Raw genomic sequence first — 12,934 nt, 5'->3', positions numbered from 1 at the left:
CGCGGCCGCCGAGCACATTGTGTGAACCGCCCGTACTGACCCCGCGTGTCATCTGAAAACCGACTCATCGGTTGATAGCCCCGGCCCTAACCGGGGCCTAGTTGCTCGAGCGATTGCGATATCGCTGTCAGGTGGCGTGCAGCAGGGCCATGAAGCCGAAGTCCATGTGCAGCTGGCTGTGGCAGTGCAGCAGTGACAGGCCGGGTTGGTCGGCGAGAAAGTCGATGTCCATGCTCTGGTAGCCGCCGAGCATCGCGACGTCCTTGCGCACCCCTGCGGTGGGTGTGCCCGCGACGTTCGTTATTTCGAAGGTGTGCCGGTGCAGGTGCATGGGGTGGACGTCGTCGGTGGCATTGCGCAGGTGCAGCCGGTACCGCTTGCCGAGGGTGATGTCGTAGACCGGCTGCTTGTCGGCCATCGAGAACGGGGTGTTGTTGATGGTCCACACGTTGAAACCCTTCTGGGCGGCGTTGCGTTTGTCTATCAGCATGTCGATCACCTGATCCGGTGCCGGTGCGGGCTGATCCGCTGTCGTGAACAACCGATAGTCCCATCGGAACGGTGGCGGGGCGACCCACTGCGGGTCACCGGTTCGACCGGCGTATTCGACCACGATGCCCATGCCGTGTTCGCGGTCGTCGTCGGAGGTGTCGCCGAGCACCCACACGCCGGGGTTGGTCATCTCGACGATCGCGCACACGCGTTCGGCGGTGCCGAGCCACAGTGTCGGCACCGCGACCGGATTCGGGACGGGGTTGCCGTCGAGGGCGACAACGGTGAAGGTGTGACCGGGCAGCGCGAGGCTGCGGGTTTCGGTAGCGCTGCCGTTGAGTACATGCAGCAGGACCCGCTCACCGAATCTCACGCGGATCGGGTCGCCGTGGCCGAGGGCTCGGCCGTTGATGGTGAAGGTGCGGTAGCCGACCTCGTAGCCGTGTGGTTCGCCGCGCGTCAGTGACGCGGTCATCGCGGCCTCGCCGCGGTCTTTGAGTTCCGCTACTTCCTCGCCGACCAGGAAGTCGGCGGGCATCTCCTCGTTCTGGTTGAGGATGGGCTCGAATTCCTTCAGTGTCAGGAAGATCTCCTGATCGAAGGCGCCGGGATACTGCTTCGGTTCGATGTAGACCAGTCCGATCTGGCCGGTGTACTGGCCGCCGGTGAGGTCAGGGCCGGGGGTGAGGTGGGTGTGGTAGAGCCGGAACCCGGTCGGGCCGGGGGTGAAGGTGATGCGGCGGGTGCCGTGGGCGGGGATGAACGGGGTGCCTTCTTCGGCGGCGCCGTCGATATCGACGGGCAGGCGCTGCCCGTGCCAGTGCAGTTGTTCGGGTGTGTCGGTGTTGTTGTGGACCTCCACCGTGGCCTGCTTGCCTTCGGTGAATCTCAGCAGCGGGCCGGGGAATTGGTTGTTGTAGGTGGTGGTCGACACCGTCCGGTCCGAAGCCACCTCGATCTGGCCGCGGTCGATACGCAGCGTGTAGTCGGCCTTGCCGGGATTGGGCCGCGTGTGGGAACACCCGGCCATTGCGCCGCTGCCCACTCCCGCGCCCGTCAGTACGGCCAGACCACTCCAGGTGAGAAAACCACGTCGATCGACAGGCATGGTCGATACACATCCTTCAGGTATCTCGACAGATCGAAGATGCGGATGCGAACCTCTCCGGAATCCCCGGAGATGAAACACGATATCGGGTGCCGTACATCCTGGCGCACGCTGATCGATGGGCTCTACCCCGTGGCTCGTCGGACCAGTTCGACCAGGTTGCCCGACCGGATCCTGGGGCAGGATCTGTCGACCGCCGAGCAACCGGTGAAGGTCGAGCAACGGATCCCAAGGCGTAACAGAAAACCTTATCGCACTGCGAGATCCAGAGAGGGGACCGATGCTCAGATCGAATGACTTGACCCCGGCCAGACGACGACGGGCGAGATCGATCAACCGTGTGAGCGTGCAATCGGACACCTGATCGGTGTCGCCGATGCTAAGTACAGTGAGGTGCAGGCACCTCGTCTTAGGTCCGGCGGGGCAGCGGGGAACCCGGCGTTGCCCCTGATCGACGCGGTTGTCACTGCGGCGCGGTGGGCCAACTTCGGTCAGGTCCACGGTTCGCGCATCGGACCCGATGCGCCGCAGCTTATTCCGTGGCCGCTCGACGGTGCCACCGACACCGAGGTTGCCACCAGATCCCCACCCCTACCCGCGAGCCTGCCCGGCGGGCCTACCAGAACATCTGGCGGCCCAACTCGACGGTTGGGGTGATCGAGACGTCACGCCCCACCCACCGCGTCGTCGACCCACTGAGGCACGGATCCGCGCTTACCAGATCAACGGCTGCAGCATGTGTCCGGAAGAAATTGCGCCTTCGGGCACTACCTGCCCCAGGGGTCGCCCGGACAGGAAATAAAGAGTAGTCGCATACCCGTGTCCGCGGCGATGCGCCGCTCGAGAATGAATGCGCAGGTAGATGCTGGTCTGGGGGTAAGGCACAAGTCATTCATCTGTTCCGCTCAACCGCTGCGGCAAGAGACAGCAAATCGATAGCACCACAAGTGTTTTCGACGGCCATAGACACCCGGATAACGGCCGGAACGGTCCTCGCAAACCTCGACTCCGCGCGAGCCATTGCCGCACCCCAACCGGCCGCCCGCATCCAGAATCAGCCGCCGCACAGCATCCGAAACGGAGCAGAAAATGCGATACCCAAGAGCATGCATCCTCCCACCCGACCTACTGCAGTCGGTCGCCCGTGAACTCCCGCCGGAACAGCGAGCAGCACTGCTCGCAACCATGGATCTCGACAACAGCATCCGAATGCTGCGCGCCGAGGCCGCCGGACGACAGGGACCGCAACCGCAACAGGCCGTCGGCGCGGTATCCAACGGTGTACCGCAGCGATCGATCTTCGACCAGCAGCATTCCACTGCAACGGTGCCGGGCACGCTGGCCCGAGCCGAAGGTCAGCCGCCGGTTGCCGACCCGTCGATCAATTCCGCCTATGACAATTTCGGCGCCACGTATGACTTCTACTGGAACGTCTTCCAACGCGACTCCATCGACGATCAGGGCATGCCGATCGCCGCGATGGTCCATTTCGGCACCAAATACGACAACGCGTTCTGGGACGGCCAGGGTCATATGTTCTTCGGTGACGGAAGCGGCCCGCTGTTCACCGACACCACCCGCAGCCTCGACGTGATCGCACACGAGTTGACCCACGGGGTCACCCAGTTCGAGGCGAATCTCACCTATTCCAACCAGTCCGGCGCACTCAACGAATCCATGTCCGACGTGTTCGGATCGCTGGTGAAGCAGTACCACCTGAGCCAGACCGCCGATCAAGCCGACTGGTTGATCGGCGCGGATATCGTGGGACCGCTGTTGTCACCTGCACTGCGATCGCTGAAGGCCCCCGGCACGGCCAACGCCCACGACAACCAACCCGCCGATATGTCCAAATATGTGCAGACCACCAGGGACAACGGTGGCGTCCACATCAACTCCGGCATCCCGAACCACGCCTTCTATGTACTCGCCACCACGTTGGGTGGCGAAGCCTGGAAGACGCCGGGAACAGTCTGGTACGACGCGCTCATCGACCCGGGGCTCAAACCCAACGCCACCTTCAGCAACTTCGCCGCATTGACCCTGAAACAGGCCCGCTACCGTTTCGGAAGGGCCAGTAATGAAGCGCATGCGGTGCAATCCGCATGGGATGCCGTGAAGGTTCCGTTGCGCTGAACCGGCCGCGAATACCATCGTGTCCATGGCCACACCGAATGTCCATCTCGAATTCCGGCGAAGCGGCGGCCTCGCCGGAATAGAGATGACAACCTCGCTCGACGCGCGCGACCTGCCCGCCGAGCAGGCGCCGGTCATCACCGACCTGCTCAACGACACACCGCTCGAGCAGGACACGCCAACGCGCGGTCCGGCGATGCCGGATCAGTTCGAGTACGAACTCACCGTCACCGACGGCCAGCAGACCAGCACCTATCACTGGACCGACACGCAGATCCCGGACGCAGCACAACCGCTGATCGCCGAACTCGCCGAACGCTCCCAACCGGATCCGACCGCCTGAAACAGGTTCCCGACAACCAGCAGGCAGACACCGTAGTCGCCCCGATGGCTGCGGTTGAATGGGCATTGCAGCTATGCCATGGTGACGACCTCGTCGTAGCTCAGGCGGGGAGAGCGGGGGAACCAGGCGTCCACGCCGGGGAAGCCGATATTGACCACGACCAGGGAGTTGTGCGTGCCGTCGGGGAAGAATTCCTGGTCCAGGGCGGCGGCGTCGAAACCGTTCATCGGGCCCGCGGCCAGGCCCGCGGCCCGGATGCCGAGGATGAAATAGCCGATCTGGATCAGGGCGTTGAAGCGGGCCGATTCGGCGCGGTAGCCGGGCTCGGCGAAGTAGTCCTTTGCCTCGGGGGCGTGTGGGAAGACCTTCGGCAGATTTTCGTGGAAGTTCAAGTCGGCGGCCAGGATTGCGGTGAGGGGTGCGGCGGCGGTCTTCGGCCGATTGCCCTCGATCATGTGGGTGACCAGGCGGGCCCGCGCCTCGGGGCTGCGGACCAGAACGATGCGCAGCGGCTGCTGATTCATCGATGTCGGGCCGTATTTGACCAGTTCGTAGATATCGCGGATCTGGTCGTCGGTGACCGGTGCGTCGGTGAAGGTATTCGCGGTGCGTGCCTCCCGGAACAGCAGGTCCTGGGCTTCGGCGGCAAGGGTGAGCAGGGTCTGTGGCTGCACGGTGTTCACGTGGTTCTCCTCGAAAAGTAGTCGGGGACAGCGGATTCAGTCGTGGGCGACGCGCCGGGACAGGGTCAGCAGATTGCCGTCGACGCGGACGAGCACGTCGTGCACGACACAGCTCGGCGCGATTTCGGGCTTGCTGTTCGGCCGGATCTTGACCACCAGGCAGTAGGCGGTGGAGACAATGGTTCCGTCGTCCTGTGGCTGCAGGTTGATCATGTTGAACCAGTGCCTGCGCTGCATCGGATCGGCCTCGAAACGCTTGTGGAATTCGACCAGGTCCGAGATGATGCCCGCCCTGGTCCGAGCCGGTGGCCGACCGGGTGTGTGCTCGAATTCCGCATTCTCGGTGAAGGTTTCGGCGTAGCCGGGGATATCGCGGTTGTCCAGCCGCTGCATCTGATCGGCATAGAACTGCTGGACCTCGGCGTACAACTCGGTGCGGCTGGCGACGGTGGTCATGGTGGCTCCTTCGTTGCGGCGGGGCGCGGCTGCACGCAACGGTCGCCGATGCCGCTAGAGGCTGGCTCGAGCCGCGCGCGGGTTGACCCGGGCTATAGGTCCCGCGACGAGTCTGGAGGTCGAAAAGCCCGGAAAGACCGATGGAGGAGTCATGGCGGAAAGCAAGCGCGTCGCGCTGGTCACCGGAGCGACCAGCGGTATGGGTCTGGAGATCACCAAAAGCCTTGCAGCCCAGGGCATCGCGGTGTTCATCTGCGCTCGTGATCAGCAAAAGGTGACCGATACGGTCAAAAGCCTGCAGGATGACGGGCACGAGGTCGACGGCACGGTCTGCGATGTGGTCGATGCCGCCCAGATCCGCGAGTACGTCGACGCGGGGGTGCGGCGGTACGGCCCGATCGACATCCTGGTCAACAATGCGGGCCGCAGCGGCGGCGGCGTCACCGCGCAGGTCACCGACGAGCTGTGGTTCGACGTGATCAATACCAACCTCAACAGCGTCTTCTTGATGACCAAGGCGGTGCTGACCGCGGGCGGCATGCTCGAGCGCGGCAGCGGCCGCATCGTGAACATCGCATCCACCGGCGGCAAACAGGGCGTCGTGCACGGGGCGCCGTATTCGGCCTCCAAACACGGCGTTGTCGGGTTCACCAAGGCGCTCGGACTGGAACTGGCCAAGACCGGGATCACGGTGAACGCGGTATGCCCGGGTTTCGTGGAAACGCCGATGGCCGAACGGGTTCGGGAGGTCTACTCCGGTCTGTGGGGTGTCGACACCGATGAGGTGCACGCCAGGGTGAGCGCACGGGTGCCGATCGGGCGCTACGTGCAGCCGTTCGAGGTGGCGGCAATGGTCGACTACCTGATCGGCCCCGGCGCGGGTGCGGTCACCGCACAGGCGCTGAATGTCTGTGGCGGACTCGGCAATTACTGAGAGGTAGGGACAATGACCGCAGTTGAAGACAACGCCGCAATTGCAGAGAACACGGCCACCGGCCACGACGAGTATCTGCGCATCCTCGATGCCATCCAGACCGGCGCGCTGCATTTGCTCGCGGGATTCCCGCATCAGCCGAGTGCGTTGCGAGTCCAGGTGGGGGAAGTGACGATCGAGGCCGAATGGCAGGTCTCGCCCGCGCCGGTCATCGCGGCCCCGGTGGCCGCCGGAACGGTCGATGTCGCGGGGGGAGCGGTCGAAACCTCTGCCGTGCAGAATAGTCCGACGGTTGGTGCGGTCTTCCGAGCACCGAGTGTCGGGGTGTTCTATCGCAGCCAGGAACCCGGCGCGGAGCCCTTCGTCGAGGTGGGCGACCGAGTCACGGCCGGACAGCAGATCGGCATCGTGGAGGCGATGAAGTTGATGATCCCGGTGACCGCGCAGGCCAGCGGCGTGATCACCGAAATACTCAAGGAAAACAACGAACCGGTCCAATTCGATGAGCCCTTATTCTCGTATTCTCCTGAATGACATGGGATTTCAGGACGGCGGGCAGGTGCGGCGCCAGGTCAGTACCCGGCGCTGCACCCGCCCGCCGACCTGCGCGGCCCCGATCAGCGTCAGGATGTCGCCGTGCAGCGACATCTGGCGCACCTGTTCGGTATCGGCCCAGGCCGGATTGGAGCACACGGTGATCGCGTGCACCATTTCCGTGCCGCGGCGGCGCCAAGAGCCCGCATAGCCCATGAACGGCGGTGTGCCCGTTGCCCCGTCGGTGCGCATCATGCTCACCGACATATAGCCGTGCGCGCCGTAGATCAGCAGGCCGCGCGGTGCGTCTCCCAATGGCCCGGTGCTGGTCGCATCGTGTTCGTCGATATCGAAGTAGGACATCAGTTCCCAGGTTCCGATGAGATCGGTGGCGTTCATATCGCCCACGATGGCGGCCGCCGCTCTAATCACGCTGTAGCCGACCCGCGCGCGAACCGGTGGCTGATCCGCACCAGCCGCCACGCGACCTCGAGCTCGTCGAGATCCCTTGGCCCGTAGACCATTACCAATGTCTGCGGCAGGAAACGCTGACGTGCCATCGGATGCAGCTCCGCCCAGCCCCGCGCGATCGCCTCGGCGGCGATATCTTTCGGTAGGCAGATGTGCAGGCTGCCGTCGCCGTGTCCGTGCAGATGCGCGAATTCGGTGCCTACCAGATATGCCTCGCCGGGCCCCTTGGCCATGGTCGGCCGCAGATGCAGCGCACGGGTGTCGGGCAGCGATACACCGCTGCGACCGAGCAGTACTCCGTTCAGCGTGGTCATTCGCGACCACAGCGTCTCCTGCAGCTCCGGTGGCGCCAGCTGACTGAGCTGCTGATGCGGATTGTGTGCCCGGGTGCTCGGGCGTTCGCCGTTGCGGGGCGGCAGGTCGATGCGCCCGTCCACGGAAATCGTCGTCATGACTGTGCTCCCTTCGGTTTTCGCGTGCGGTGGTGCTCGCTCGCGACCCCTGGTTTCACAGTACTTTCCAAAGTATAGTAGTTACCAAGAGGAAAGTGACCCCCGGGAGAAAATATGCGTAGCGATCCGATGACGGGCGGTGGCCGGGCGACGGGTGCGCCCGCGAGCGTCGATCCCTGCCCGATCACCCCGGTGATCGACCTCGTCTTCGGCCGCTGGTCCACCCAGGTGCTCTGGGTGCTCACCCACGACGGCCGCCTGCGCTTCACCGAACTCCAGCAGCGCATTCCGGGCCTCACCCCCAAGGTGCTGACTCAGCGTTTGCGTCAGCTGGAACGGGATGGCCTGGTGGCCCGCACCTACCATGCGGAGGTGCCGCCGCGGGTCGAGTACGAGGCGACCCCGCTCGCGGTGACACTGCGGCCGGTGTTCGCGAGCATCGTGGACTGGTCGAGCGAACATCTCAGCGAGGTGCTGGCGGCTCGGGCCGCCTACGACACTGTCGAAGGCTGAGCCGAAGTCCCGATTCGACTGGACAGCACCCGGATTCGTCATCGATATTCCGCGGCTGCAGAGGCTGCTACCGAACGCCTGCAGCCGCGCGCGCTGCTAACGCCCGGTGAACTGTGCTCGGCGTCGCTCCATGAACGACAGCATGCCTTCCTTGGCGTCGTCGCTGGTCGATATGCGCCGCAGCTCGTCTCGGATGGCGTCGCCTGCTGCCACCTCCCCATCGGTGAGTGCGAGCCGAGCCGACGCCATGGTCGCTCGGATGCCGAGCGGGGCTTGCTCGCTGATCCGATGCGCCAGTTCGATTGCGCGGCTGAGCTGTTGGCCGGTTTCGACGACTTCCTGGACGAGCCCCAACCGCAATGCTTCGTGCGCGTCGAACGGATCTCCGGTGAGCAGCCAACGCATCGCATTGCCCCACCCGGCTTCCCGTGGCAGCCGGTAGGTGGCACCGCCGAGTGGGAAGATCCCGCGCTGCACCTCCAGCTGAGCGAACTGGGCGTTGGCGGCCGCGATTCGGACGTCGGCTGCCAAGAGCAGTTCGATACCGATGGTCATGGACCATCCGTGCACGGCCGCGACCACCGGGGTTGTTCGCGCGGGGCCGGTGGTGGCCACCGGGTTGAGTTCGTCTTCGGCCCAATCGACATTGTCGTCGACGATCTGCGGCAGCACATCGGCGAGATCGAGTCCGCCGGTGAAGTTGTCGCCGTTGCCGTAGAGGACACCGCAGCGCAGGTCATCGTCGGTGTCGAGCACGTAGTAGGCGTTTGCGAGCGCTCGCAGCAGGTCCATGTCGAACGCATTGCGTTTGGCGGGCCGGTTCAGACCCATCAGCAAAACGTGGCCCGACTTCTCGACCGTGAGGACCTCGCTGGGCCGCAAATTCTTGATCATGCCTGACTTGCCTTCATAGCGTTCTCCAGTTCACGACTGCAATGGCGACCAATTCGCCATCGCGGTCGACGCTACGCAGCACGAACGTCACTGATGCGACATGGCAGGCAACGTTTGCGACATACCTGGTACGGCAGTTGCCGCTTCCGCGGCGCTGCTCAGTCGTGTGTGGCGTCCAACGGTTCCGCTTCGGTGTCGTCGCGACTTTCGGTGGCGTTGAGCGCCTTTCGCAGCGCGGTGGTGCTCTGATATCCGACCATCGGCGCGATCTTGGCGAGGGTGAGGTTGGTGGTGCGCTGCAGGTGTCGAGCCCGTTCAGCGCGCATCTGTTGGACGAGCGCATTGGGGGTGGTGCCCAGCCGCTGACGGATATGGCGTTCGAGGGTGCGGCGGGTCGTGCCGATGGCCGCCGCGCCATCCGCAACCGAGATCGGTTCGGCCAGGTGTAGCCGCGCCCAGGTTTCGAAGTCGGTGATCAGCCGATCGACAGTCGACAGGTATCCCAGCGCGGATTCGACGCTGCGGGCCGGACGCTGGTCGATGAGCAGTGTCGCGGCGGTGAACTCGGCCAGTTGCGAACTGACCCGGGCAACGAGGTTGATTGCCAGGTCGATATGCGCGAATGCCGCGCCCGCGGTGGTGATATGCCCGTCCTGGACCACCATTCGGGACATATCGAGATCGACCCGTGGATAGCGTCGCTGGAATTCGGTGGTGAGCCACCAGCTGGTGGTGGCCCGGCGCCCGTTGAGGATCCCCGACTCCGCGAGCAGCAGCGTGCCGGTACAGGCGGCCGCGAGCTGACGCCCCTCGTCGGCCCAGTCCCGCAATCGAGCCCGCAAACCGGAGATGTCGGGACGCATCAACGCATCGATCACACCGGGCGGACTGTTCGCGCCGATCGCGGGAACGACCAGCACGTCGAGTTGGTCCATCCGAGGATCGTCGAAGGTGAAGTCGATCGGGACGAGCAGCCCGCCCTGCGTCGGCACCGGCGTCGGAACGGCCGCGACGACCTGTACCGAGATGGCGGGGATATCGCGATCGACGCGTTCACGGGCCGCCTCTGCGGTCCGCAGCACATCGAGCACAGTGGTCAGGCCGGAGTCCCAGCCGCCCATGATTGCGGCAACACCGATCCTCATGTCGCAAATAGTAGCTGATTTGTCGCAATCGTGACTATTTGCGCTCCTAGAGTCACGGTCATGACAACGAGCACCAACACAGCCATCCTGGTCACCTTGACCACCGCTGACGGCAAGGCCGACGCGTTCGCGGAAATCCTCGAACGTGCCCTGCCGCACATCCGAGCCGAGGAAGGGACAGCGGTGTGGCTGGCGGGTCGGTCGGCGACCGAACCGTCGACGTTCCATCTGGTCGACATCTTTGCCTCACCCGAGGCGCAGCAGGCCCACATGGCCGGTCCGGCCGCGCAGCTGATCCTCGGCGAGGGCGCCGAACTGCTCGCCGGACCTCCGGTCGTGTCGCCGCTGTCGGTGATCGCGGTCAAGAACGAGTCGGCGTGATCGACGCCGTCGCAGTCGCGGCCGCGTCGAACGTGGCCGCCCGAGATGAGGAGCGCGGGATGAAAGCCGTTGTCGGCCGGACCGAAAGCCACTATCAACGAGTCAACGAAACCCCCGGAGTGATCCACGGCTGGGAAGACGGTCTGCGGACCGGCGCGGCCGATGGGACCTTCGAGTGGTGGTACTTCGACGGCCACCTCGACGATGGTTCGGTCCTGACCGTCGAGTTCCACACCAAACCCCCCTATGTGTCACCGAAGGCACCCCTGACCCCGTTCGTGCTGGTGACATTGACCCGCGCCGACGGCAGTCGGCTCGACCAGACCTACCGCGGAAAGCCGACGGAGTTCTCCGCCGCGACCGACGCCTGCGATGTGCGCATCGGCCCCAACGTATTTCGCATCGTGGACCGGCACTATGAGATCCACATCGAAATCGACGATTTCACGGTGGATCTCACGCTCACGCCACAGGTGCCGCCGTGGCGGCCGGAGTCGGGATTCCTGTACTTCGGCGCCGACGAGGAGCATTACATCGCGTGGCTGCCGGTCGTGGCGCGCGGCGCGGTCGAGGCCACCCTGACCGTCGACGGTCGTACCGCCGCACTGAGTGGGCTCGGCTACCACGACCACAACTGGGGCAATATCGCCCCGCGCAAGGTGCTCGATCATTGGTATTGGGGCAGAGCGCTGCTCGGCGACTACACCATCGTGTCACTGACCTTCGTCGTCAACGACAACTACGGCGGCACAACGGTTCCCGTGCTGATGATCGCGAGAGGTAGCGAGATCGTGGCGGCCAGAGTGGGCGACGGCGTCGCGGTGGTGACCGCGGACCAGTCGATCCATCCCGACAGCGGTGTGCCGGTCGACCGGCTCGTGCAGTACTCGATCGGGGAGTCCGGCACCACCTACACCGTCACGTTCCGCTACAACGCGGACATCTTCCGGATCGATTTCGGCCAACACGGCGCCTACCACCGGTTCCTGGGCGATGTCGATCTCATCGAAACCCGCGACGGTCAGGCCGAGGCGCTCAGCGCGAAAACCGTGTGGGAGCTGTTGTATTTCGGTGCACGCTCCCATCCGCCGGTGGATGTGACCGCGGTCAGCGACGACCGGCCCCGCATCATCGGCCACCAGGCCTGACCGGCAGACCGACCCGCGGTCCGCGATAACGCTGCCGCCGACCACCCCCCGGCGGAAGATCGGCTGCCACATCACCACTGTCGGTGGGCGCGCATGCGCTCACCGACAGTGGTGAGCCGGGCGCAACGCGTGCGCGCACCGAGCACCACCATCGAGATCTCGACGCTACGAAGAGGTTCCATATGCGAGCGACCTACATGTACGGCCCGGGCGAGGTCCGCGTCATCGACGTGCCCGACCCGACGATCCACGACGCCGGTGACGCGATCGTCCGCGTCGTGCGTGCCTGCGTGTGCGGCACCGACCTGCACCCCTACCACTCGATGCGGCCCACGCCGCTGGGCACCTCCATGGGGCACGAGTTCGTCGGTGTCGTCGAGGACATCGGCAGCGACGTGCGCACCGTGAAAAAGGGCGACCTCGTGATCGCGCCCTTCGTGTACTCCGACGGCACCTGCGACTTCTGCCGCGAAGGCCTGCACACCTCCTGCCGGCGCGGTGGCTACTGGAACTCCGAGGGCGTCGGTGGCGGACAGGCCGAGGCGGTGCGCGTCCCGTTCGCAGACGGCACACTCGTTGTGGTTCCGGTCGAGGAGAATTCGCCTCTGATCCCTGCACTGCTGACGCTGTCCGACGTCTACGGCACCGGACACCACGCCGTCTGTCGAGCCCGGGTCGGGACCGACAGCACCGTCACCGTCATCGGCGATGGCGCAGTCGGACTGATGGCCGTGCTGTCCGCCGCCCAGCGCGGCGCCCAACGGATCATCCTCATGGGTCGCCACAAGGACCGCACCGATCTGGGCCTGGAATTCGGTGCCACCGATGTCGTGGCAGCGCGCGGCGCGGAAGGTATTGCCGTGGTCCGCGACCTGACCGGCGGCGATGGAACTCACGTCGTCATCGAAGCGGTCGGCCACCTGCCCGCCTACGAGCAGGCCGTCGGTGTCGTTCGCCCCGGCGGTGTGATCAGCCGTGTCGGTGTTCCGCAATACAAAAGCGCCCCTATCGGTTTCGGCAGCCTGTTCGCCCCCAACATCACTCTCACCGGAGGACCGGCGCCGGTCCGCGCCTACATCGAGACCCTGCTGCCCGGCGTACTGGACGGCAGCGTCGAGCCCGGCAAGGTCTTCGACCGCGAAACCGACCTCGACCACATCGCCGACGGCTATCGCGCCATGGACACCCGCACAGCACTCAAGGTCCTCATCCGTCCCTGACCCAGCGTTTGCGTCAGTTGGAAA

At 65.0% G+C, this 12,934-nt stretch carries 15 protein-coding genes; 8 read left to right on the top strand and 7 right to left on the bottom strand.

Going from position 1 to position 12,934, the window contains the following annotated elements; all coding sequences use genetic code 11:
* Positions 1-127 precede the first annotated feature (127 nt).
* Positions 128-1,600 (bottom strand): multicopper oxidase family protein, encoded by a 1,473-nt coding sequence (locus ACWEO2_RS35200; protein WP_452409312.1) that lies wholly within the window; start codon positions 1,598-1,600, stop codon positions 128-130.
* A gap of 1,089 nt (positions 1,601-2,689) precedes the next feature.
* Here ACWEO2_RS35200 and ACWEO2_RS35195 point away from each other — a divergent pair.
* Both ACWEO2_RS35195 and ACWEO2_RS35190 read left to right on the top strand, forming a co-directional pair.
* Positions 2,690-3,736 carry a M4 family metallopeptidase gene (locus tag ACWEO2_RS35195; protein WP_452409311.1) on the top strand — a complete coding sequence of 349 codons (1,047 nt, stop codon included), beginning with the start codon at positions 2,690-2,692 and terminating at the stop codon, positions 3,734-3,736.
* A gap of 25 nt (positions 3,737-3,761) precedes the next feature.
* A complete protein-coding gene (locus ACWEO2_RS35190; RefSeq protein ID WP_452409310.1) occupies positions 3,762-4,079 on the top strand; it encodes a protealysin inhibitor emfourin in 318 nt (105 codons plus the stop codon).
* Positions 4,080-4,150: 71 nt separating this feature from the next.
* Here ACWEO2_RS35190 and ACWEO2_RS35185 read toward each other — a convergent pair whose 3' ends face one another.
* Both ACWEO2_RS35185 and ACWEO2_RS35180 read right to left on the bottom strand, forming a co-directional pair.
* Positions 4,151-4,762, bottom strand: a complete 612-nt coding sequence (locus tag ACWEO2_RS35185) for a malonic semialdehyde reductase (protein WP_452409309.1) — start codon at positions 4,760-4,762, stop codon at positions 4,151-4,153.
* 36 nt (positions 4,763-4,798) lie between these two features.
* Positions 4,799-5,218, bottom strand: a complete 420-nt coding sequence (locus tag ACWEO2_RS35180; protein ID WP_433684083.1) for a nuclear transport factor 2 family protein — start codon at positions 5,216-5,218, stop codon at positions 4,799-4,801.
* Positions 5,219-5,369: 151 nt separating this feature from the next.
* Here ACWEO2_RS35180 and ACWEO2_RS35175 point away from each other — a divergent pair, with 151 nt between their 5' ends.
* Together ACWEO2_RS35175 and ACWEO2_RS35170 are read left to right on the top strand one after the other, a co-directional pair.
* Entirely contained in the window at positions 5,370-6,152 is a 783-nt protein-coding gene (locus tag ACWEO2_RS35175) for an SDR family NAD(P)-dependent oxidoreductase (protein ID WP_452409308.1), read from the top strand.
* A gap of 12 nt (positions 6,153-6,164) precedes the next feature.
* Positions 6,165-6,686: an acetyl-CoA carboxylase biotin carboxyl carrier protein gene (locus ACWEO2_RS35170; RefSeq protein WP_452409307.1), complete on the top strand. Its 522-nt coding sequence runs from the start codon at positions 6,165-6,167 to the stop codon at positions 6,684-6,686.
* Between the two features lie 9 nt (positions 6,687-6,695).
* Here ACWEO2_RS35170 and ACWEO2_RS35165 read toward each other — a convergent pair whose 3' ends face one another.
* Together ACWEO2_RS35165 and ACWEO2_RS35160 are read right to left on the bottom strand one after the other, a co-directional pair.
* Positions 6,696-7,085 (bottom strand): lipocalin-like domain-containing protein, encoded by a 390-nt coding sequence (locus ACWEO2_RS35165; RefSeq protein WP_354952151.1) that lies wholly within the window; start codon positions 7,083-7,085, stop codon positions 6,696-6,698.
* A gap of 29 nt (positions 7,086-7,114) precedes the next feature.
* Entirely contained in the window at positions 7,115-7,609 is a 495-nt protein-coding gene (locus ACWEO2_RS35160; protein ID WP_452409306.1) for a luciferase domain-containing protein, read from the bottom strand.
* Positions 7,610-7,723: 114 nt separating this feature from the next.
* On the opposite strand from ACWEO2_RS35160, the gene ACWEO2_RS35155 reads away from it, so the two are divergent.
* Positions 7,724-8,122 carry a winged helix-turn-helix transcriptional regulator gene (locus tag ACWEO2_RS35155; RefSeq protein ID WP_355186898.1) on the top strand — a complete coding sequence of 133 codons (399 nt, stop codon included), beginning with the start codon at positions 7,724-7,726 and terminating at the stop codon, positions 8,120-8,122.
* A gap of 96 nt (positions 8,123-8,218) precedes the next feature.
* On the opposite strand, the gene ACWEO2_RS35150 is transcribed toward ACWEO2_RS35155, so the two are convergent.
* Both ACWEO2_RS35150 and ACWEO2_RS35145 read right to left on the bottom strand, forming a co-directional pair.
* The gene (locus ACWEO2_RS35150) at positions 8,219-9,016 is read right to left on the bottom strand and encodes a crotonase/enoyl-CoA hydratase family protein (RefSeq protein ID WP_452409305.1); all 798 of its coding nucleotides are present in this window, start codon (positions 9,014-9,016) and stop codon (positions 8,219-8,221) included.
* A 158-nt stretch (positions 9,017-9,174) separates the two neighbouring features.
* Positions 9,175-10,161: a GlxA family transcriptional regulator gene (locus ACWEO2_RS35145; RefSeq protein ID WP_452409304.1), complete on the bottom strand. Its 987-nt coding sequence runs from the start codon at positions 10,159-10,161 to the stop codon at positions 9,175-9,177.
* A gap of 60 nt (positions 10,162-10,221) precedes the next feature.
* Between ACWEO2_RS35145 and ACWEO2_RS35140 the strand changes: the two genes are divergently transcribed.
* The 3 genes from ACWEO2_RS35140 to ACWEO2_RS35130 all read left to right on the top strand — a co-directional run bounded on the left by ACWEO2_RS35140 (position 10,222) and on the right by ACWEO2_RS35130 (position 12,910).
* On the top strand, positions 10,222-10,542 hold the full coding sequence (locus tag ACWEO2_RS35140; protein ID WP_452409303.1) for a putative quinol monooxygenase: 321 nt from the start codon (positions 10,222-10,224) through the stop codon (positions 10,540-10,542).
* Positions 10,539-11,690 carry a lipocalin-like domain-containing protein gene (locus ACWEO2_RS35135; protein WP_452409302.1) on the top strand — a complete coding sequence of 384 codons (1,152 nt, stop codon included), beginning with the start codon at positions 10,539-10,541 and terminating at the stop codon, positions 11,688-11,690. Before ACWEO2_RS35140 ends, ACWEO2_RS35135 begins: the two co-directional genes overlap by 4 nt.
* A 182-nt stretch (positions 11,691-11,872) precedes the next feature.
* Positions 11,873-12,910 carry a zinc-binding dehydrogenase gene (locus ACWEO2_RS35130; protein WP_452409301.1) on the top strand — a complete coding sequence of 346 codons (1,038 nt, stop codon included), beginning with the start codon at positions 11,873-11,875 and terminating at the stop codon, positions 12,908-12,910.
* The last annotated feature ends 24 nt before the right edge of the window (positions 12,911-12,934 follow it).

This window comes from Nocardia sp. NPDC004278, assembly GCF_053602975.1.
This window is presented reverse-complemented; position numbering and strand designations above follow the sequence as displayed.

What these genes read in the sequence shown, in the direction of transcription:
- ACWEO2_RS35195 (WP_452409311.1), top strand. Translation starts at nt 2,690, where the DNA reads ATGCGATACCCAAGAGCATGCATCCTCCCACCCGACCTACTGCAGTCG.
- ACWEO2_RS35130 (WP_452409301.1), top strand. Translation starts at nt 11,873, where the DNA reads ATGCGAGCGACCTACATGTACGGCCCGGGCGAGGTCCGCGTCATCGAC.
- ACWEO2_RS35150 (WP_452409305.1), bottom strand. Translation starts at nt 9,016, where the DNA reads ATGATCAAGAATTTGCGGCCCAGCGAGGTCCTCACGGTCGAGAAGTCG.
- ACWEO2_RS35145 (WP_452409304.1), bottom strand. Translation starts at nt 10,161, where the DNA reads ATGAGGATCGGTGTTGCCGCAATCATGGGCGGCTGGGACTCCGGCCTG.
- ACWEO2_RS35160 (WP_452409306.1), bottom strand. Translation starts at nt 7,609, where the DNA reads ATGACGACGATTTCCGTGGACGGGCGCATCGACCTGCCGCCCCGCAAC.
- ACWEO2_RS35180 (WP_433684083.1), bottom strand. Translation starts at nt 5,218, where the DNA reads ATGACCACCGTCGCCAGCCGCACCGAGTTGTACGCCGAGGTCCAGCAG.
- ACWEO2_RS35190 (WP_452409310.1), top strand. Translation starts at nt 3,762, where the DNA reads ATGGCCACACCGAATGTCCATCTCGAATTCCGGCGAAGCGGCGGCCTC.
- ACWEO2_RS35200 (WP_452409312.1), bottom strand. Translation starts at nt 1,600, where the DNA reads ATGCCTGTCGATCGACGTGGTTTTCTCACCTGGAGTGGTCTGGCCGTA.
- ACWEO2_RS35165 (WP_354952151.1), bottom strand. Translation starts at nt 7,085, where the DNA reads ATGAACGCCACCGATCTCATCGGAACCTGGGAACTGATGTCCTACTTC.
- ACWEO2_RS35140 (WP_452409303.1), top strand. Translation starts at nt 10,222, where the DNA reads ATGACAACGAGCACCAACACAGCCATCCTGGTCACCTTGACCACCGCT.
- ACWEO2_RS35170 (WP_452409307.1), top strand. Translation starts at nt 6,165, where the DNA reads ATGACCGCAGTTGAAGACAACGCCGCAATTGCAGAGAACACGGCCACC.
- ACWEO2_RS35155 (WP_355186898.1), top strand. Translation starts at nt 7,724, where the DNA reads ATGCGTAGCGATCCGATGACGGGCGGTGGCCGGGCGACGGGTGCGCCC.
- ACWEO2_RS35175 (WP_452409308.1), top strand. Translation starts at nt 5,370, where the DNA reads ATGGCGGAAAGCAAGCGCGTCGCGCTGGTCACCGGAGCGACCAGCGGT.